Origin of the sequence: Streptomyces amritsarensis (assembly GCF_001953875.1) — a bacterium.
Lineage (GTDB): Bacteria > Actinomycetota > Actinomycetes > Streptomycetales > Streptomycetaceae > Streptomyces > Streptomyces amritsarensis.
Genome location: NZ_MQUR01000122.1, coordinates 1 through 19,473 on the forward strand (window position 1 = coordinate 1; position 19,473 = coordinate 19,473).

The 19,473-nt window shown below is 71.8% G+C and carries 20 protein-coding genes; 14 read left to right on the forward strand and 6 right to left on the reverse strand.

What is annotated here, in order from left to right; translation table 11 throughout:
- On the reverse strand, window positions 1–1,427 hold a 1,427-nt coding region (locus AVW11_RS32095; RefSeq protein ID WP_240528319.1), incomplete at its 3' end, for a CocE/NonD family hydrolase.
- Window positions 1,428–1,455: 28 nt separating this feature from the next.
- On the opposite strand from AVW11_RS32095, the gene AVW11_RS32100 reads away from it, so the two are divergent.
- From AVW11_RS32100 to AVW11_RS32115, 4 genes are read left to right on the forward strand one after another with little or no spacing between them, the layout of a single operon-like run.
- On the forward strand, window positions 1,456–2,973 hold the full coding sequence (locus AVW11_RS32100) for an AMP-binding protein (protein ID WP_167389259.1): 1,518 nt from the start codon (window positions 1,456–1,458) through the stop codon (window positions 2,971–2,973).
- Entirely contained in the window at window positions 2,970–4,028 is a 1,059-nt protein-coding gene (locus AVW11_RS32105; protein ID WP_240528320.1) for a macrolide 2'-phosphotransferase, read from the forward strand. The genes AVW11_RS32100 and AVW11_RS32105 overlap by 4 nt, the downstream gene beginning before the upstream one ends.
- Window positions 4,025–4,891, forward strand: coding sequence for an alpha/beta fold hydrolase (locus tag AVW11_RS32110; protein WP_240528321.1), 867 nt, complete (start codon window positions 4,025–4,027; stop codon window positions 4,889–4,891). Before AVW11_RS32105 ends, AVW11_RS32110 begins: the two co-directional genes overlap by 4 nt.
- Window positions 4,881–5,636 (forward strand): nucleoside 2-deoxyribosyltransferase domain-containing protein, encoded by a 756-nt coding sequence (locus AVW11_RS32115; RefSeq protein WP_060177438.1) that lies wholly within the window; start codon window positions 4,881–4,883, stop codon window positions 5,634–5,636. The genes AVW11_RS32110 and AVW11_RS32115 overlap by 11 nt, the downstream gene beginning before the upstream one ends.
- On the opposite strand, the gene AVW11_RS32120 is transcribed toward AVW11_RS32115, so the two are convergent.
- Window positions 5,612–6,187, reverse strand: coding sequence for a GNAT family N-acetyltransferase (locus AVW11_RS32120; protein WP_030843837.1), 576 nt, complete (start codon window positions 6,185–6,187; stop codon window positions 5,612–5,614). The genes AVW11_RS32115 and AVW11_RS32120 overlap by 25 nt on opposite strands.
- Window positions 6,188–6,409: 222 nt before the next feature.
- Window positions 6,410–7,030, reverse strand: a complete 621-nt coding sequence (locus AVW11_RS32125) for a DUF305 domain-containing protein (protein WP_076046785.1) — start codon at window positions 7,028–7,030, stop codon at window positions 6,410–6,412.
- Between the two features lie 494 nt (window positions 7,031–7,524).
- Here AVW11_RS32125 and AVW11_RS32135 point away from each other — a divergent pair, with 494 nt between their 5' ends.
- From AVW11_RS32135 to rpsN, 10 genes are all read left to right on the forward strand, one after another.
- Entirely contained in the window at window positions 7,525–8,919 is a 1,395-nt protein-coding gene (locus tag AVW11_RS32135; protein WP_225885019.1) for an alanine racemase, read from the forward strand.
- 51 nt (window positions 8,920–8,970) lie between these two features.
- The gene (locus tag AVW11_RS32140; protein WP_076046787.1) at window positions 8,971–9,951 is read left to right on the forward strand and encodes an ornithine cyclodeaminase; all 981 of its coding nucleotides are present in this window, start codon (window positions 8,971–8,973) and stop codon (window positions 9,949–9,951) included.
- Window positions 9,948–11,384 (forward strand): MATE family efflux transporter, encoded by a 1,437-nt coding sequence (locus AVW11_RS32145; protein ID WP_076046788.1) that lies wholly within the window; start codon window positions 9,948–9,950, stop codon window positions 11,382–11,384. The genes AVW11_RS32140 and AVW11_RS32145 overlap by 4 nt, the downstream gene beginning before the upstream one ends.
- Window positions 11,381–12,523, forward strand: coding sequence for a histidinol-phosphate transaminase (gene hisC / locus AVW11_RS32150; protein WP_060177433.1), 1,143 nt, complete (start codon window positions 11,381–11,383; stop codon window positions 12,521–12,523). Before AVW11_RS32145 ends, hisC begins: the two co-directional genes overlap by 4 nt.
- Window positions 12,520–13,503 (forward strand): PLP-dependent cysteine synthase family protein, encoded by a 984-nt coding sequence (locus tag AVW11_RS32155; protein ID WP_076046789.1) that lies wholly within the window; start codon window positions 12,520–12,522, stop codon window positions 13,501–13,503. Before hisC ends, AVW11_RS32155 begins: the two co-directional genes overlap by 4 nt.
- Window positions 13,504–13,658: 155 nt before the next feature.
- A complete protein-coding gene (locus tag AVW11_RS32160; protein WP_240528322.1) occupies window positions 13,659–14,648 on the forward strand; it encodes an ABC transporter substrate-binding protein in 990 nt (329 codons plus the stop codon).
- A gap of 78 nt (window positions 14,649–14,726) precedes the next feature.
- Window positions 14,727–15,755 (forward strand): FecCD family ABC transporter permease, encoded by a 1,029-nt coding sequence (locus AVW11_RS32165; protein WP_076046791.1) that lies wholly within the window; start codon window positions 14,727–14,729, stop codon window positions 15,753–15,755.
- Window positions 15,755–16,582, forward strand: a complete 828-nt coding sequence (locus AVW11_RS32170; protein WP_076046792.1) for an ABC transporter ATP-binding protein — start codon at window positions 15,755–15,757, stop codon at window positions 16,580–16,582. Before AVW11_RS32165 ends, AVW11_RS32170 begins: the two co-directional genes overlap by 1 nt.
- 337 nt (window positions 16,583–16,919) lie before the next feature.
- On the forward strand, window positions 16,920–17,156 hold the full coding sequence (rpmB, locus tag AVW11_RS32175) for a 50S ribosomal protein L28 (RefSeq protein WP_030843878.1): 237 nt from the start codon (window positions 16,920–16,922) through the stop codon (window positions 17,154–17,156).
- On the forward strand, window positions 17,156–17,461 hold the full coding sequence (gene rpsN, locus AVW11_RS32180) for a 30S ribosomal protein S14 (RefSeq protein ID WP_030843881.1): 306 nt from the start codon (window positions 17,156–17,158) through the stop codon (window positions 17,459–17,461). The genes rpmB and rpsN overlap by 1 nt, the downstream gene beginning before the upstream one ends.
- Here rpsN and AVW11_RS39380 read toward each other — a convergent pair.
- Genes AVW11_RS39380 through AVW11_RS32195 form a run of 3 tightly spaced genes read right to left on the reverse strand, consistent with a single transcriptional unit; the run spans window position 17,450 to window position 19,468 of the window.
- Window positions 17,450–17,887, reverse strand: a complete 438-nt coding sequence (locus AVW11_RS39380) for a transposase (protein ID WP_079250882.1) — start codon at window positions 17,885–17,887, stop codon at window positions 17,450–17,452. The genes rpsN and AVW11_RS39380 overlap by 12 nt on opposite strands.
- A 27-nt stretch (window positions 17,888–17,914) precedes the next feature.
- On the reverse strand, window positions 17,915–18,223 hold the full coding sequence (locus AVW11_RS32190) for an NUDIX hydrolase (protein WP_076046793.1): 309 nt from the start codon (window positions 18,221–18,223) through the stop codon (window positions 17,915–17,917).
- A 51-nt stretch (window positions 18,224–18,274) separates the two neighbouring features.
- On the reverse strand, window positions 18,275–19,468 hold the full coding sequence (locus AVW11_RS32195; protein ID WP_076046794.1) for an MFS transporter: 1,194 nt from the start codon (window positions 19,466–19,468) through the stop codon (window positions 18,275–18,277).
- Between the last annotated feature and the right edge of the window lie 5 nt (window positions 19,469–19,473).

Below are 19,473 nucleotides of genomic sequence, written 5' to 3' on the forward strand. Positions count from 1 at the left end.
CCGCCGTCGGAGGCGGCCTCCGCCTCCGACGGCGCGATCCGGCACACGCCGTCGCAGAGGATCTCGGCCCGGCCGTCCGGGTGGACGTCGACGAGCTTGCCGGCCACGTCGGCGCCCGCCGCGTCCGGGGTCACGTACACGGTCAGGACGGTGTCGCCGACGACCGTCAGCGCCGCGGTGAGCGGCTCGCCGGTGAAGCACAGCACGTCCGGGCGCTCCTCCACGCCGCGCTGGTCCAGCGGGCCGCAGTCGCCGCCGGTGAACTGCCCCGGGAGGGCGGTGGCTCCGCCCGTGGTGGGCACGGGGTCGGCGGGGTCGTGGCGGAGCAGGTCGGCGCCGGGGGCCGCCGGTGCGGGGCCGGGCGTCAGCGCGCGGTCACGGAGGTGCAGGACGTGGTCCCGGGTGCCGGGGACGGGCCAGTCGGGGAAGTCCCGCCAGGTGTCGGCGCCGGTGAGGAACAGCCGTACGGGATCGGGCTCCGGGTCCTGCGCCCGCTGCCTCAGATGCCGGTCGAAATGGTCCAGGTGAAGGCCCGTGACATCGATTTCGCGTTCATCGGCGGCCAGCCCGTAACGCCGCTGCGGAAATATGCCGCCGGTGACGCAATGGGACCACGGGCCGACCACCAGACGCGACCGGTTCCCGCACTTCCGCATTCCCTGATAATTCTCCAGGGCGCCGCCGAGGAAAATGTCGTACCAGCCGGTGAGGTGGAGCGCCGGCGCCGTGATCGCCGGATACGACTCGCGCGGGGCGGCCTGCCGCCAGTACGGGTCCCCGGCCGGGTGCTCGCGCCACTGCCGGTAGTACGGGGCCAGCCGGTCCAGCAGCTCCGCGGCCGCCTCCGGGTCCCGGTAGAGCGTGTCGATCCCGTCGACGGCACGGGCCACCTCGGCCAGCTCGGGCCCGGTCAGCCCGGCCCCCTCCAGCAGCAGGTCGTAGAGCACCCAGTAGAGGACGAAGCCCAGCTCGAAGGCGCCGCCCCGATGGGTCCAGCCCTCACCGAAGCCCGATCCGGCCACGTGCGGGGCGATCGCCCGCAGGCCGGGCGGGCGTCTCGTCGCCGCGAGCAGGGCGGCCATCGCCTCGTACGAGCGGCCGAACAGCCCGGCGGAGCCGTCGCACCAGGGCTGCTCCACCGCCCAGGCGACGGTGTCCGCGCCGTCCGCCGCCTCGTGCCAGTACGGCTCGAAGGAGCCGCCGGAGCCGAACCGGCCGCGCACGTCCTGCACCAGCAGCGCGTACCCGGCGCGGACCAGGCGCAGGCCGTCGACGGAGGCCCCGCCCGGGCTGCCGTACTTCCCGTAGGGGGTGCGGCGTATGAGGACGGGAACGGGGCCGGCGGTATCCGGCCGGTACAGATCGGAATTCAATAAGGCGCCGTCGCGCATGGGTATTTTCAGATCGTGTTCCACAACAATTCGCACCCGCCCATATTCCATCAGGACGAGGGAAATGACAATACAGGCCTCAGGAATTCATTTCCTGGAACCGTTCTTCGAAACCGCGCGTACGGATCCGGCGCGGCCGGCCGTGGTCGACAACGGGCTCGTCATCGGCTACGGCACCCTCGCCGCCTGGGTGCTGGAGGTGGCGGGCGCGGTCGCACCGCGCGCGGACGCCCCCCAGCCGCCGGTCGGGGTGGTCGTGCACCACTCGGCCCGCGATGTCGCGGCCCTGCTGGGCGTCCTCGCGGCGGGGCGGGCCTACGTCCCGCTGGAGGCCGGCCATCCCGCGCCCGTGCTGGAGTCCGTACTGGACCGGCTGGGGGTCCGGGAGGCCGTGGCCACCGCCGACACCGGCTGGCAGCCGGCCGTGGAGCGGGTGGTCCGCCCCCGCTGGGCGGATTCCGGGCCGGTGCCGCCGCCCCCGGCGCTCCCGGGCAGCGGGGTACGGCCCGACGATCCGGCGTACGTGCTGTTCACCTCCGGCTCCACCGGCCGGCCCAAGGGGGTCGTGGTGCCGCACCGGGCCCTGGCTGCCGTGGTGCCGCCGCTGCGCGAGCTGTACGGGATCGGCCCGCACTCCACCGTGCTGCACTTCCACGGCGCCGGCGGCGACACCAGCCTGGAGGAGATCCTCCCCACCCTGACCGGCGGCGCCACCCTCGTCGTCGACGACGCGGCGCGCGAGGGTTTCGCGCAGGTCGCCGGGGACCAGGAGGTCACCGTCGCGGTGCTGCCGACCGGCTTCTGGTACAGCCTGACCGGCGACCTCCTGCAGCAGGGCGCCGGTCTGCCCCCGTCCCTGCGTACGGTCGTGATCGGCGGGGAGGCGGTGCGCGCCGACATGCTGGACCGCTGGCTGCGGCTCGGGGCCCACGGGGTGCGGCTGCTCAACACGTACGGATCCACCGAGACGGCCCTGGTCACCCACGCCGTGCAGCTGGCCGGGCCGGGCGCGCCCGGCCTGCCCGAGACCGGCGGCGACCTGCCCATCGGGCTGCCCTTGCCGCATGTCGGCCAGCACGTCGACGACACGGGCGAGTTGTTCGTGTCCGGTCCGGGACTGGCCCTGGGATACCACGCGGCCCCGGCGGCGACTGCGGCCAGGTTCACCGAGGACGGCACAACCCGCTGGTACCGCACCGGGGACCTGGTCTCCGTGGCGCCCGGGGGCGCCCTGGTGTTCCGGGGCCGCTCCGACCACCAGGTCAAGATCCGCGGTCACCGGGTGGACCTGGTCGACGTGGAGGCTGCTGTCGGAAGCTGCGAGGGGGTGCGGGAGGTGGCGGCCGCACGCATCGACCGGGCGGAACACAGCACGCTGGCCGCCTTCTTCGTGCCGCTCGCGGACCACGACCCCCGTGAGGTCGCGACGGGCGTCCGGGCCAGGCTGGCCGGCACGGCTGCCCCGCACCTGGTGCCCAGCCTGCTGGTACCGGTCGCGGAACTGGAACGCACCCACACCGGCAAGGTCGACCGCAACGCCACCAGGGACCGGTACCTGGCCACGACCGGGGCGGAGCGGTGAACGCCGCGACCGGCGCCGCGGGAGCGGCACCCGGGGCGGCATCGAAAGCGCGTGCCGAGGCGCCGGGGCCTGTCGAGGACGCGGCCGCGCCGGGACCGGCCGTACCGGCGTCCGCTGCGCCCGCCGGGGCGGGCTCCGGTGCGGGCGGCGGTCTCGCCGACCTGGCCGCGTACGCCTCCCGCCGCCTGGGCGTGGCCCTCGACCCTGCGACGGCGCGCGCCGACGAGAGCGGCTGGGACTTCCGGGTCACGCATGTCCGTGCGGTGGACGGCGCCTGGTGGATCCTGCGGCAGCCACGCCGCCCGGAGGCCTCGGAGCAACTGGCCTTCGAGGGCGCGGTACTGACCGCGGTGCGCGGCCGGACACCCGTGCCGGTACCCGACTGGCGCCTCCACGACCCTGATGTGGTCGCCTACCCTCGTCTGCCCGGCGAGCCGGCGGGCACCGAGGATCCCGCCACTCTGGTCTACGACTGGTCGATAGACCCGCTGGCCCACCCGGGCCACTACCTGCAACCCCTGGCCCGGGCCCTGGTCGCGGTGCACACGACCGCGCTGGACGGCTCCCCCGCCCTCGCGGGCCGCGGGCCGGCAGACCCCGGCGCCGTGCGCACCAGGATCGCGGAACGGCTCACCCGGGCCCGCGCCGAACTCCCGCTCCCCCCGGCCGGGCTGCGGCGCTGGCGGGCCTGGTTGGACGACGACCGCCTGTGGCCCGGCCGGCTGACGCTCGTCCACGGCGACGTACACCCCGGGCACACCCTGGTGGTGCGCCCGGATTCCGGCCCGCCGGCCCTGTCGGGGCTGCTGGACTGGGCCAATGCCGATGTCGGTGATCCGGCGGTGGACTTCGTCGACATGCTGTACGCCGGCGGCCCCGCCGTCCTGGACCGGCTCCTGGACGCCTACCGCGCGGCGGGCGGCGAGGTCCGCGACGGGATGCGGGCGCACATCCTGGCCCGGGCCTCCTTCCTCTGGGTCCACGTGGCGCTGCGGGGACTGGACACCGGCCGTCCCGCATGGGTGGAGACGGCACTGCGCAGGATGGCGCCGTGAGGGGCCCGGCACCGCACCCGCGGGGGCCGCAGGGCGCGGCGCGTCCCGCGCGCACGACGGGACGCACGCCCGGCGGGACGGCGTACACCCAGCACGGGACGGGAGACCTGCCGGTGGTGCTGGTCGCGGGCGGGGGCGGCGCGGGACGGATCTGGGAACACCACCAGGTGCCGGCGTTGACCGCCGCGGGCCGGCGGGTGGTCACCTTCGACCACGGGCCGACGGCAGCGGCCGGGGCGACCGAACTGGCGGCGCTGACAAGAGAGTTGCTGATCTGGCTCGATCTGCCCCCCTGTGTGCTGGTCGGTCACTCGCTCGGCGCCCTCGCCGTCCAGGAGCTGCTCCTGACCGATCCGCACCTGGCGAGCGGGGCGCTGCTCGCGGCGACCCGCGGCCGGCCCGACGCGGTGGGAGAGGCCCTGGCACGTGCGGAGGCCGCGTCCGCCGCAGCGGGCATCCGGCTGCCGCCGGAGTACGAGGCGTTCGTCCGCCTGGTGCAGAACCTCTCGCCCCGGACGCTGGCCGACGAGAACGCGGCCGCGGAATGGCTCGACTTGTTCGAAATCGCCGCGGCGACCGGCGCGTCGGCCGCGAACCGACCGGGCCCCGCGGTCGCCGACCGGCTGGCCGCATACGGCCGGATCCGCGTCCCCGTCCTGGTGTTGGGATTCGCCGACGACGTCCTGGCACCGGCGCCGCTGGGCCGGGAGGTAGCCTCCGCGATCCCGGGAGCCCGGTACACGGAGCTGCCGGACACCGGCCACCTCGGGTTCCTGGAACGGCCCGAGGCCTTCAACACCGTCCTGCTGGACTTCCTCGCCACCTTGGCCCCGACCGACCCCGGAGTGCCCCATGCCCGTTGAGCCCCACACCCCCGTCACCTCGGAGGTCGAGGTCGTCCACGTCGGCCAGGAGCCGCCGGGCACCTGGGCCGCGGCCGTGTACCTGTGCGGCCCGACCCCCGCCGACCCCGCCGAACCGTCGTGGCGGCCGGGTGCCGTCGACGCACTGCGCTCCGCGTGGCGCGGTGCCGGACGGCTGGTGGTGTTCCTGCCCGAACCGGTCCCCGGCGGCGGCTACCCGGCGTACGGGGACCAGATCGCGTGGGAGGAGGAGGCCATGCGCCGGTCCGACGTGATCCTCTTCTGGATCCCCCGTGACATGGCCACGCTGCCGGGCCTGGTGTCCAACATCAAGTGGGGCTCGTGGTGCGACTCGGGCCGCGCCGTGCTCGGTGCGCCGCCGGAGGCCGAACGCATGGCCTACCTGCTCCACTTCGCCGACGCCCTGGGGGTACCGGTGGAGCGGACGCCGACGGGTGCGGCCGAGGCTGCGCTGCGAGCGGTCGGGCCGGGCCACTCACGCAGCGGCGGCGAGCGGGCGGTGCCGCTGACGGTCTGGCGTACCAAGCCCTTCCGGACCTGGTACGCCGCACGCCGGGAGGCCGGCGACCGGCTGCTGGACGCGCGCGTGGAGTGGTACGCGCCGGCGGCCGGGCCGGACGGGGCCGCCGGCTGGCTGCTCACCGTCACCGTCGCGCCCGCCGACGGCTCCGGCCCCGTCGTGAACCGCCTGCTGGCTGCTCAGGGGCAGGGCATGCTCATGTAGAGCGCCTGCTCGCCCTCGGATTCGGTGCCCAGGTACAGGGCGGTGTCCAAGCCGCAGAGGGAGAATCCCATCCGCCGGTAGGCATGGATGGCCGGGGCGTTGACGTTGGTCACTTCCAGCCAGACGTGGCCGGCGCCCCGCTCTCGGGCGAAGTCCAGCGCGTGTCCCATCAACGCGCGGCCGACACCCCGGCCCCGGTGGTCGGCGGCGACCTCGATGTCCTCGATGGTCAGCCGCCGGTTCCACGGGGAGTAGGAGACGGCGGCGAAGCCGACGAGTGCCTGGGCGGCGCCGACGGCCACGAAGGTGCGGCTGTCGTCGCCCTCGCCGTCCGTGTCCGCGCCGTCCCCCTCGTCGCCTCCTTCGTCCTCGGGGAACACCTTGACCAGCGGCGGGTCCACCGGGACCTCGCGGAGGGCGAAGCCGTCGCCGGTCACGGCCACTTCGAAGACCGTGCTGGTGCTGAAGGACCCGTCGAGGGCCTCGATGGCCTCGGTGTCCTCGGGGCGGGCGATGCGGTACTCGTATGTCGTGTCATTGATCGCGGTCATGGCACGAGACTATGACCGGGCTGATCCGGTAAGGGCGGGTTTCAGCCGAATCGGCTGCGCGGCCCGGAGGCGGGTGCCGAAGGGGGTCTGCACTCCGGCCGGGGTGACGGCCCCCTGCCGTACGAAGGCCGAGAACAGGTCGGCGGACCGGTCCCCGCGACTTCAGGCGGGTCGGCGGGAGCTGCGGGGGCGGGGCGCGGCCGAGCGCTCGCCCGGCCGGGGTCAGTTCGTGCCGAGCATCTGCTTCATCTGGGCGATCTCCGCCTTCTGGGCGGTGATGATGTCGTCGGCGAGTTCCTTGGCGGGGCCGTAGGCGCCTTCCTCCTTCTCTGTTTCGGCCATCTCGATCGCGCCTTCGTGGTGCTTGATCATCATGGTCAGGAACATGGTGTCGAAGGCGGTGCCGGAGGCCCCTCGCATGTCGTCCATCTGGTGGTCGTCCATCATCCCGGGCATGGACGTGGCGTCGCCGTGATCCATGCCGTCCATGCCCTGGGGGACCTCCTCCCCCCAAGCCGTCAGCCAGGCGGACATGGTGGCGATCTCCGGCTCCTGTGCCTGCTTGATCTTCGCGGCGAGGGTCTTGACCTCGTCGGAGGAGGCCCGGGTCTCCGCCATGTCGGACATCATGACGGCCTGGCGGTGGTGCGGGATCATCTCCTGCGCGAAGTCGACGTCCGCCTGGTTGTGCTCGCCCGCCGGAACCGAAGCGGATGCGGTGGGGCTGGCAGTGGTCGCGGCCGAGCCGTTGCCGCCGTCACCACAGCCGGCCAGGAAGAGCACGGGGGCGGCGGCGACGGCGGCCACAGCGGTACGGCGGCGCAGGGAGCGAGTGCGCTTCACGGGAGCTCCTCGGATCGAAGGAATCAAGACATACCTACACGGCGCGGACAGTTCGTGCGCGCGGGCGACGCCGCCGGGGGTGCCGTCACCCCGATGTCCCACCCGTGCGAACCGGGGTGGTGACGCGGCGGAACCGTGCGGTGGCGGCGAGGGCCGCGTACATCAGCGTTCCGGCCGGCACCCGCCCCGTGCGAGGCCGGCGGCCATGCGCGCGGCCACCCTCTGGCGGGGCGTCAGTCCGACGAGGATCAGACGGCGATCGGCGGCGCGGGCGGCGCACACCTGGAAGTACCCGCGACCCCGCGGCCTCGGCGCGGTCGCGAGAGCCTCCCGAACCCGTTGGCGCACCTGGCCGAGCGCCCACCCCTGCCTCGAGGCGTGACGCGAAGTCGCCGACTCGGCGCACCCCGCGCACCTCAGCCCGAGGTGCTGCCGGGAAGGGACGACCATCCCCCCTATTGAAAATGAGTGTCATAATCATATAGAAGTACAGGGTGCTCATCTCACGACAGGTGCTGGAGCGCCCGGCGGTCACAGCCCGGCCCTTCGCGCTCACCGCACTTCGACATCCCGTGGTCTCCGCCCTCCTGGCGGACCACCGCGCCTTGCTCACCGACCTCTTGGACGGCCTGGGCTCACCGCTGCACGTCGTGCTGCCCGAGGTCTTCGAGGAGAACGTCCGCACGCTCCGGCAGGCATTCGCCGAAGCAGGTGCCGCCGCCGACCTCCTGTTCGCCAAGAAGGCCAACAAGGCCGCGTGTTACACCACGTCGGCCGCCACCCTCGGCATCGGCGTCGACGTCGCCGGCGCGCCCGAACTGATCAAGGCCTTGGCCGGCGGCGTTCCCGGCCACCGGATCGGCATATCCGGCCCGGAGAAGGACGACGCGCTGCACCGTCTCGCCGTGCAGCACGGCTGCCTGGTCGCGGTCGACTCGATCAGCGAACTGCGCCGTCTCGCGGCGACCGCTCGGGCCGCACGGCGGCAGGCCGATGTCCTGCTGCGGTCCCGGACGGCCGCCCAGCCCGGGAGCCGCTTCGGGCTGTCCACCGCCGAACGCGACGCCGCCGTAGGCCTGTGCGCGGAACTCGCCGCCGACATCAGCCTCCGGGGATTCTCCTTCCACCTCAACGGCTACTCCCCGGCGGAACGGGCGACGGCGGCGAACGAGATGATCGGACACTGCCTCGACGCCCGGCGGCGCGGCTCGCCCTCCGCCCGGCTGGTCGACATGGGCGGCGGGCTGCCGGTCCGCTACGTCGAACCGCGGCTCTGGGACGACTTCCTCCGGCAGAACGAACCGGCCCACTACCACGGGGCGAAAGACTTCAAGGACTTCTATCCGTACGGCGGGCAGCCCGCGGCCCGGGCAGTGGCCGCGATCATGGCGCACTCTGTCGACGGCGGGCAGAGCCTGGCGGCCAGGGCGGCACGCCACGGCATCCGGTTCGCCGTGGAGCCGGGCCGGGCCCTGCTGGACCAGGCCGGGTTCACGATGTACCGCGTCCAGCAGGTCGACGACCGGCGGGAGTCCGACGGGTACGCGATCGTCACCGTCGCGGGCAGCAGTTTCAGCCTCTCCGAGCAGTGGTTCGGCAGCGACTACCTCCCCGACCCGCTGCTGCTGTCCGCTCAGCCCGGCGCCGCGGAGGTGTTCCCGGCCTGTGTGGCGGGCTCGACCTGCCTGGAGAGCGACATGGTCACCTGGCGGAAGATCGGCTTCCCGCGGCCCGTCCGGCGCGGTGACCACCTGGTCTACCTCAACACGGCCGGCTACCAGATGGACTCCAACGAATCACCGTTCCATGACGCCCCCCTGCCGCGGAAGGTCGTGGTCCGGCTCGGTGACGAAGGTGCCCGGCCGCGCTGGCGGCTGGACGGCATCTGACGCGACCTCGAACCGACCTGACGCGAACAAGCAATGAAGGAGACGCCTCGCATGTCACCCCAGTACGCCCCACCCGGGCAGTTGTGGCTGCTGCCGCAGTCCCAGCAGGAAGGGCTGGACCTCGACCGCCGACAGGTGATCGCTGTCGTCGAAGACGCCTACCGCGCGTTGCGGGCAGGCGGCTCGGACAATCCGGTCAAGACGATCATCGACGATCCGGGCCACCGCTCCCTGAGCTATTCGATGGTGGCCCGGGACGGCGGCAGCGGCACGGTCTGCTTCAAGGCCGTGTACGAGTTCGACCCGCGCCGCAGCCGCGACAGCTACCGGTTCCACTCCTTCGTCTTCCTCGTCGACGACACCACCGGGGCCCCCATCGCGCTGATGGACGTGGTGAAGCTCGGCCCGCTGCGATCCTCGGCCACCACCGCGCTGTTCGCCCGCGCGGCCTGCCCCGATGCCCGAAGCGCCCTGGTCGTCGGCACCGGCGTCCAGGGGCAGGCGGCCCTCCCGATGCTCGTCGCGGCGATGCCGGGGCTGGAGCGGCTGCAGGTGTTCGGCACCTACCCCGAAGGGCTGCGCACCGTTCAGAACGGTGTCGACGGGCGCGAGGTCGAGATCGTCAAGGATCTGCGGGAGGCCGCCGCGGGAGCGGACATCGTGATCGGCGCCTCCGGCCTGTCCGCCACCGAGGAGGTCCGGCGGGAGTGGATGAAGCCCGGCTCGCTCGCGGTGCTCCTCGGGTACGGCGTGCACGCCGACGTGTGCCACGGCGCGGACTACCGGATAGCCACCGACACCGCCCAGATGCACGCGACCTGCGACGACCTGCGGGGCGAGGACGGCAGCCTGCCGCAGGTGGACGCCCAGCTGCCGGACATCCTGCTCGGCCGGGCACCCGCCCGACGCCGTCCGGACGACGTGGTCTTCGCCTACAACAGCGGCATGGCGGTCACGGACGCCGCGCTCGGCCGGTACATGGCCGACCTCGCGCTGGCGGCCGGACGTGGGGAAAAGGTCAACTTCTGGTGAGCACGACCGACACGAAAAGCACGACCGACACCGCGCAGTCCGGCACCGGCTGGTGGGTCGTCAACTCACGCGCGCTGCTCAGGCTCGCGCTCCCCCTGATCCTGACGAACTTCGCGTACGTCGCGCTGACCACCGTGGACATCGTGATGCTGGGCCGGCTCGGCGCGCTCGAGATCGCCGCAGCAGGCCTTGCCCTCGCACTCTTCAACCAACTGCGCACCACCGGGACAGGCCTGGTCACCGGCGTGAGCAACCTGGTGGCCGAGGCCCAGGTGCAGGGCGACCGGCAGCGGGTCGGCGCGCTGCTGTTCGCCGGGTTCTTCTGGGCGACCGTGTGCGGGGTGGTGTTCTGCGCGGCCCTCTGGCTGGTCGGCCCGCTCCTGGTCCTGCTGGGCCAGGACCAGGCGGTGGTCGACAAGGCCGGCGAGTTCCTGATGATCCTGGCGCCCGGCATGCTGCCCTGCCTGTGGTTCCAGAACCTGCGGCACTTCACCACCGGCCTGAAGCGGCCCGGCCCGCTCCTGGCCATCACCCTGGCTTCCATCGGCGCGACCGTCGCCCTGAACCACATCCTGATCCACGGCGAGTTCGGCCTGCCCGCCTTCGGATTCGCGGGTGTCGCGATGGCCACCGTCACGGTGTTCCTGTTGTCCTTCCTCGCGTTCATCGTGGTGGTCCTTCGCGACGGCGCCCTGCGCCCCTGGCTCACCTCACCCGACGCACGGCGGTGGGACGGTGACGCGGTCCGCTCCGTGTGGCGCCTGGGCCTGCCGATCTCGGGCACCTACGCCTCCGAGGCCGCCTTCTTCAGCGTGCTCACCCTTGTCATCGGCACCCTCGGCGTCAACGCCCTGGCCGCGCAGACGGTGCTGAACCAGATCGTCTACATCGTCTTCATGATCTCCGCCGGGCTCTCGCACGCGGCGTCCATCCACATCAGCGAGGCCGGCGGCCGCGGGGACTACGCGACGGCCCGCCGCATGGGGCTGCTCGGCACCGCCTGGGGTGTGACGGCAACGCTGCTGATCGCCGTCGCGTACCTGGCGATCCCGCGTCCGATCGTGTCCCTGTTCATCTCGGCCGAGCACGCCGGCAACGCGGACATCGTCGCCCTGGCCGTGACCGGACTGCTCATTGCCGCCGTCATGCAGGTCTTCGACGCCATGCAGAACATCGGCAACGGCATCCTGCGCGGCGTCGGCGACACCGCGGGCCCCTTCCGGATCTCCCTCGTCGGGTACTGGCTGATCGGGCTCCCCGCGGGCTACCTGCTCGGGGTGACCGCCGACGGGGGTGTCGAGGGCGTCTGGATCGGCCAGACCGTCGGCCTCGCGGCCACCGCCGCCCTCCTCATGGCTGCCTTCCTCCGCCGCGTCGGGCGGCTGCACCGCGCCGCCTCCAGCGCCCCCGTCCCGAACTCGGAGTCCTCATGAAGCACGCCGCCGCTCCCACCGCATCGGCCTCCCTGATCCGCAGAGAAGTGGCGGGCCTGCCCCGCTACGACCCGGGCGCCGACCCGGCCGAGGTGGCGGCCCTCAGCCGCTCCTCCCGCATCATCAAACTGTCCAACAACGAGAGCCCCTTCGGCATCTCACCGGCGGTCGCCGAAGCGATCCGGCTGGGCCTGGCCGACGGCGTCTCCCGCTACCCGGACCCCACCGGCAGACGGCTGGCCGAGGCCATCGGGACGAGCCTCGACGTGCCCGCCGAGCGTGTCGTCCTCGGCAACGGCTCGGAGAACATCCTGGAACTGCTGTGCCAGGCCGTACTCGACCCAGGTGACCTGGTGGTCACCCAGGCGCCCGGGTTCAGCCTGCACGAGACCTTCCCCCGCGTCATGGGCGCCCGGGTCGAGAAGGTGCCGGTCACCGGCGAGTTCGGGTTCGACGCGGAGGCCTGGAGCACCGCGCTGGCGGCCGGCCCCAAGCTCGTCTTCCTCGCGAACCCGTGCAACCCCACCGGCGCCGTGCTCAGCACCGGCCAACTGGAGCACGTACTGGCCGCCACCCCGGCATCGGCCCTGCTGGTGCTGGATGAGGCGTACGGCGAGTTCGCCCGCCTCGACCCTGAGTACCCCGACGCCTTGGAGGCCCTGCGCGGACAGGACCGGCCGTGGATCGTGCTGCGCACCTTCTCCAAGGCCTACGGCCTGGCGGGCGTCCGCGTGGGGTACGGCGTGGCCTCCGATCCGACCCTGGTCCAGGCGCTGGACCGGGTGCGCACTCCGTACAACGTGAACCACCCGGCCCAGGAGGCCGCGATCGCCGCGCTGGGGGACCACGCGCATCTGGCGGACACGGTCCGCCGCACCGCCCTGGAGATCTCCAGGGTCACCGGCCGGTTGGAGCAAGCGGGACTGCGTGTGGTCCCGTCGTCCACCAATTTCCTCTTCATCGACACCGGCCGCCCCTCCGATCGAGTCGCCCATGAACTGCACCGCGCCGGAATCATCGTCAAGGCGTGGCGCGAGCCCGGATACGAGACCTACATCCGAGCCTCCCTGTCGACCCCCGAGGACAACGACGTCTTCATCCGGTCTCTGACCGCCATCTGTGTGAAGGACAAGCCGTGATCGCCAGCAAGATCTCCGACCTGATAGGGCGGACGCCGCTGCTGAAGCTGCCCGTCGCGGAAGGCGGGGCGAGAGTCCTGCTGAAGCTGGAGCAGTTCAACCCCACCGGAACCGCCAAGATCCGGATGGCCAGGAACATGGTCGACGAGGCGGAGGAGGCCGGGCTTCTCGCTCCCGGAGGATGGCTGGTGGAGTCCACCTCCGGCAACACCGGTCTCGGCCTGGCGCTCGTCGCGGCCGAACGCGGGTACAAGTTCACCGCCGTGGTCGACAACCACTCCAGCCCGGACAAGCTGCGCGGCATGGTGGCCTACGGGGCCGACATCCTCAACGTCGCCGGGGACGAGGAAGGACTCGCCACCGCCGAACGCGACACGACGGCAGAGCGGCTCGCCGTCGAACACGGCGCGTACTGGACCGCCCAGCACCGCAACGAGGGCAACCCCAACGGCTACCGGCCGCTCGCCCGCGAACTCCACGACGACCTGGGCGACGACATCGACTACCTGTACGGGGCTGTCGGCACCGGCGGTTCACTGTGCGGCACCGGACGCTTCCTCCGCGAGCACATCCCGGATCTGAAGATCATCGGTGTTGAACCGTCGGGCTCCGTCGTCTTCGGCGGCGAGGGCGCGCCCTACCACCAGTCGGGGACGGGCACGCCGGCAGGCTCTGAAATCGGCTGTGTCGTCGACTACGAGGTCTTCGACGAGGGGATCAAGGTCGGCGATGCGGAAGCCTTCGAGACCTGCCGCTACCTGGCCAGGAACTTCGGCATCCTGATCGGCGGCTCGGCGGGCGGCGTCGTCTACAAGGCCCTGGAACGGGCCCAGGACGCGGGGCCCGGCACCACGATCGTGGTGCTGGTCTGCGACGGCGGCGACAAGTACCTGGACACCGTCTTCAACCACGACTGGATGGCGGCCAACGACCTGTTCGACGAGCAGGTCGTCCGCCGGCTCGCCGCGATGCTGCGGTAGCGCCCCACCCGACCGGACGTCCCTGAACTGCCCGGCGAATCCGGTCCTTCTCCCCCGAAGTGCGGTACGGCCACGACCGTTCTTCCCCCTACCGACGAACTGGTACCTTCCTGTTAATGAAAACGAAAACGATAACCACAACGGCTTTGGCTCTGATGGTCCTCGCTGTTACGGGATGCTCCGCGAAGCCGGCTTCCGACGACGGCAAGCGCACTGCGACCACGCAGACGGGCGCGACGACGGCCTACCCGTTCACCCTCAAGAACTGCGGCACCGACGTCACCTACAAGGCGGCGCCGCAGAAGGTCGTCACCCTCAACCAGACCGCGGCCGAGATCCTCATCCACCTGGGTGTGGGCGACCGGATCGCCGGCACGGGCTACGAAATCGAGAAGCCCCCGGCCGCGATCGCCGACCAGTACAAGAAGATTCCCCTGCTGTCCGCGGCCGGGCAGGAGATCAAGCACGAGAAACTGCTGGAGGCGCAGCCGGACTTCGTCTACGGCTCCTTCGCCAGCATGTTCACCGCCGAGCAGTCCGGCGACCGCAAGCAGCTCCACGACCTGGGCGTGCCGACCTACCTGACCGAGTTCGACTGCTCGTTCCACGAGAGCGTGGCCGGCGCCGACTTCGACATGCTGTACGAGGAATACCGCCGGCTGGGCAGGATCATGAACGTGCCCGCAGCCGGGGAGAAGCTGGCCGACGAGCAGCAGGCCGTTGTGCAGAAGGCGTTGGGCACCGTCAAGAAGCGTGACACGCCGCTGAAGGTGATGTGGTTCTACTCGACGTACGAGGGCACTCCGTGGGCCGCGGGCCCCGGTGGTCTGCCGCAGCACATCTCGCAGCTCGTGGGGGTCGAGAACATTTTCGCCGACGCGAAGACCAAGTGGGCGGAGGTGAGCTGGGACGAGGTGGCCGCCCGCAATCCCGACGTCATCATCCTGGCCGACCTGACCCGGGGCGAGCCCAACGACACCGCCAAGGAGAAGATCGATCTCCTCAAGAAGGACCCCCTCACCAGCAAGCTGGCCGCGGTGAAGGGCGACCGGTTCATCTCCATCCCCGGCTCCCACATGGATCCCAGCCACGGCAGCGCGTCCGTTGTCCCCGCGCTGGTCGACGGCCTGAACAGGCTTGGGTGACCTACCGCCATCATGACGAGTCCACACAAGACCGCCGCGCCCACCGGAACCGCCCTCACCAGCCGTGAGAGCGTTCCGGTGCGCCGGCGGCGCGCCTCGACGGCGGCACTGTTCGTCCTGGCCGGGACCGCTCTGCTGGTCTCGGTCATCGCCGCGTCACTGCTGGGGAGCGCCGACATCCGACCTCTGGACGTCGTCTCCACCATCATGCGACACGTCGGCCTGGATGCCATCGCCCCCGCCCCGCCCCTGCCCGGCCTGCTGGACGCCCTGGTGTGGGAGTCGCGCTTCCCGCGGGTGCTGCTCGCCGCCGCCGTCGGTATGGCCCTGGCGGTCTCCGGCGCGGTGCTGCAAGCCGTGACCAGGAACCCGCTGGCCGACCCCTACCTGCTGGGAGTCTCCTCCGGTGCCTCCACCGGCGCGGTCGCCGTACTCCTGCTGGGCATCGGCGGCAGCATCTCCCTGTCCACGGGCGCCTTCGCCGGCGGCCTGGCCTCCTTCGGCCTGCTGCTGCTCCTCCTCGGCGGGGGACGCGTCGCCAGCCCCTCCCGCGTGGTGCTGACCGGCGTACTCGTGTCCCAGTTCTTCGCCGCCCTCACTTCGGTCATCCTCATGGTCAGCGGGGACGCGAACTCCACCCGCGGCTTCACCTATTGGCTGCTCGGCACCCTCGGCGGCGCCCGCTGGGAAGGGGTGACCGCCACCGTCGTGATCATCCTGGTCGGGGTGTTCGCCATCCAGTTCTTCGCACCCGCCCTCGACGCCTTCACCTTCGGCTGGGACTCCGCCGCCGCCCTGGGCATCAACGTCACCGCCGCCCGCGTCTGGCTGATGGTGCTGACGTCCGTCATCACCGCGGCCGCCGTCGCCGCTTCCGGCGCGATCGGCTTCATCGGACTGCTCATCCCGCACGCCGTCCGCGTCCTGGCAAGCCCGACCCACCGCACGCTCCTCCCCCTGTCCGCGATCACCGGCGCCATCTTCCTCATCTGGGTGGACGCATTCGCCCGGACAGCGTTCTCGCCCCACGAACTGCCCGCCGGTGTCATCACCGCGCTCCTCGGCGCGCCCGCCTTCGCGCTGATCCTCAAGCGTCTGGAGTCCTGATGGGGACCATCACCGCCACCCGGCTCTCCTGGTCGGTCAAAGGCCACCGGCTGCTGGACAGCATCGACATGGCCGCACGCGACGGCAGGACCGTCGGCCTCCTCGGCCCCAACGGCTCGGGCAAGTCGACACTGCTGCGCCTGCTCGCCGGCCTGCGCCGCCCCGACGCCGGAACCGTCCACTACGACGACACCGGCCTGCACGAGTTGCACCGCCGGGTGCTGGCCCGCAGGCTCGCCGTCGTCGAACAGGACGTATCCGCCCACCACCACGTCACCGTCCGCCAGGTCGTGGAACTCGGACGTACGCCCTTCCGCGGCCGCTTCGACTCCCTGACCGAGCACGACCGGCGGATCGTCGACGCAGCACTGGAACGCACCGACCTCACCGGCAAGCAGCAACGCAGCTGGTCCACTCTCTCCGGAGGGGAGAAGCAGCGCACCCAACTCGCCCGGGCCCTCGCCCAGGAGCCCCGGGAGATCCTGCTCGACGAACCCACCAACCACCTCGACATCCGCCACCAGCTCGAACTCCTCGACCTGCTGACCACGCTGGACGTCACCTGCGTCGTCGCCCTCCACGACCTCAACCTCGCTGCGCGCTACTGCGACCACGTCGTCGTACTGGACCACGGACAGGTGGCCGCCGCGGGCACCCCGGAGGCCGTACTGGCCCCGGATCTGATCCGGTCGGTCTACGGAGTGGACGTGCTGGTCGACCGTGAACACACCACCGGCGCCCTCCGCATCACCTACCTGGCCGCCACAGCCACCCGGCCTGTGCGGCTGTCGACGCAGGCAACGTCCACGTGTGCGCCGACTGGGTGAACGAAGGCGGCGGCGGGGCGTAAGACCTTCGCCGGGCTCGGGGCTGGCACGGAAAGCCGGTTCTCGCCCAAGCCCTCAGGCCGTGCACGTGCGTCGCAGGAGCAGCAGCCGCTGCACCAGTACGCCGCCGGTGCGAGCTCCACGGAACCTACCGGCAGGCGACGCGTGGTGGATGCGACTCCGGGTCGAGGTCCTCGCGCAGGGCGCAGCAGCGGAGGCACTTGATCGTCTTGTCGCTGCCCATCGTGGGATCTCGGCGAGCGCCGCGACCCGGGTACTATATGGCAACGATTTCCATTATCGTTAACCTCTGTGATCGAGAAAGGTGGCTGCACCCATGTCGGCCCACTGTCAACTGACCGGCGCCAAGCCGGGCTTCGGCAACAACATCTCCCACTCGCACCGGCGCACCTCGCGCCGCTTCGACCCCAACATCCAGCGCAAGCGCTACTGGCTCGCCGGCGAGGGGCGCCATGTCCGCCTCACCCTGAGCGCGAAGGCGATCAAGACCGTGGACACGATCGGCGTCGAGGCCGCCGTGGCCCGGATCCGTGCGCGGGGAGGGAAGGTCTGATGGCCAAGAAGAGCAAGATCGCGCAGAACGACAAGCGCAAGGCGATCGTGGAGCGGTACGCGGCCCGGCGGGCCGAGCTCAAGGAGGTCATCCGCCACCCGTCCTCCACCACGGCCGAACGCGCAGCCGCCCAGGCGGAGCTTGGCCGACAGCCGCGCAACGCCAGCGCCACCCGCGTACGCAACCGGGACAGCGTCGACGGCCGCCCCCGCGGCTACCTCCGCAAGTTCGGCCTCTCCCGCGTCCGCACCCGCCAGCAGGCCCACGCCGGATTCCTGCCGGGGGTGACGAAGTCATCCTGGTAGAGGGCGACCCCAACACCGGGCAGTACGTGAGCCGCAGGGCAGCGCAGCCAGCGAAAACGGCAACCACGCACGCCTAGCCTGGCTCCCGTCCGCGTGCGGCACCCCTCGGCCCGCGAGGGAGACGACGGGGCCGCACGCGGACGCCCGGGGACCGAGACACCCCTCCCCGGCCCGGTTCGCCAACCCAACCTGCTGCCCGCGGAAATGATCGGGCAGGGTACGAGCGCCGCGGCCAAGAGCGACGGCCCTGCGGTACGGACCTGTCCGGTCGATCATGTGGGTGCGGAACTTCCACACGATCCCGTTGAGGACCATCCGGTCGTCCAGCCGGGGCCGCCCCAGCACAGGCCGGGGCAGCAACGGACGTATGAGGTCCCACTCGGCATCGGACAGTTCACGGCGACGTATCACCACTCCATGATCCACAACCCAAGATCACTTTGACGACAGGCTCTAGTGACGGCAACGTGGGTGCTCACCTGCGGCCGCCTTCACACGCGCGTATCGACTGAACGCTTCCATGCTGTCCGGGGTGAACGGGTACCGCTCCGTGAACCGCTGCAGTTCCGGCTCCGGCACCCAGTCGTGCCACATCACCTCTTCGGGGTCGGGCTCCGGCCCGGTGAGCAGCATGGCCTCATGGATGCCGAGCCAGTGCGGGCTCAGCCCGATCCGGTTCAGGAACTTGAGGACGAAGGGGCTTCCGCCCTGTCCGACCGGATCGGTCCGGTCCGGCGAAGCCGGGGCAGCTCGGTGGGGCACGCGGCTCTCGGACGACCGCCACGTCGGCGAGCAAAGCCCACCCATCGCTGATCAGCGCTGTTGCGTGCGGGCTCCGAAGGCCGTCACAGCGGCAGTGGCGGCGAGGACGGCAAGCAGTGCGAACAGGGCGGGGTGGCCGCCGAGGGGTCCGGCCAGGACTGCTCCGGCGAAGGGCGCGAGGGCGGCGGCCGCGTGGGCCGGTGCGCCGAGGAGGCCGGAGAGTCGGCCGTAGTGAGTGGTGCCCCAGCGGTCTGTGACGGCGGTGGCCTGGAGGAGGGTGAGGTTGCCGCGGATCACCCCTGCAAGGACGGACACGGCGACGAGGAGCGCGTACGGGCCGGCCACGACGGCAAGCGCTGCGGTGGTGACGGCGCCCCCTGCGATCAGGGTGACGGTGCGCGCGGTGACACCCAGGCGGCGGGCGAGCGTCGCGTACAGGGTCCGGCCGAGGGTCTGTCCGGCGCCGCCGAGGCCGAGGGCCCACGCGGCCTGGGTGGTGGTGTAGCCGCGTTCGATCAGGAGGGGCACGAGGCCGATGACGACGGCGTACATGGCGAACGCGGACAGGGTGAAGGTGACGGCCAGCATCCAGAACGCGCGGGTGCGCACGACGTGTTCATGGCCGCCGGTGACGTGCGGCGGGCTCGCGGGGGCTGGCGGCCAGGGGGCTTTGAGGGCGATGGCGTGGGCCGGGACGGTCAGCACCGCGAGGATGCCGGCGAGGACGGTGTAGGTGGCGCGCCAGGACATGTGGTCGGCGAGGATCGCGGTCAGGGGTGCGAAGACGGTGGAGGCCAGTCCGCCGGCGAGGGTGACGATGGTGAGCGCGCGGATGTGGTCGGGGGCCCACCAGCGGGTGAGGGCGGCGAAGGCGGGCTGGTAGAAGATGGCGGCCATCGCAGCCCCGGCGAGCAGCCATCCCGCGAAGAAGGCGGGCAGGTCGGGGGCTGCGGCGATCACCAGCAGGCTCAGCGAAGCCAGGACGGAGCCTGCGGTCATGACGGTGCGGGGGCCGCGGTGGTCCAGGACGCGGCCGACGTAGATCCCCGCCATGGCGGAGACGACGAGGGCGGCGGAGAACGCCGCGGTGGTCGCTCCCGCGCTCCAACCCGTGTCGGCGGTGATGGCCGGGTTGAGGACGGGGAAGGCGTAGTAGACGACGCCCCAGCTGGTGATCTGGGTGAGGCAGAGCGCGGGCAGGACGGCGCGTGGCCGCGACCGGACCTCCGTCCCGGTCGCGGCCACGCCGC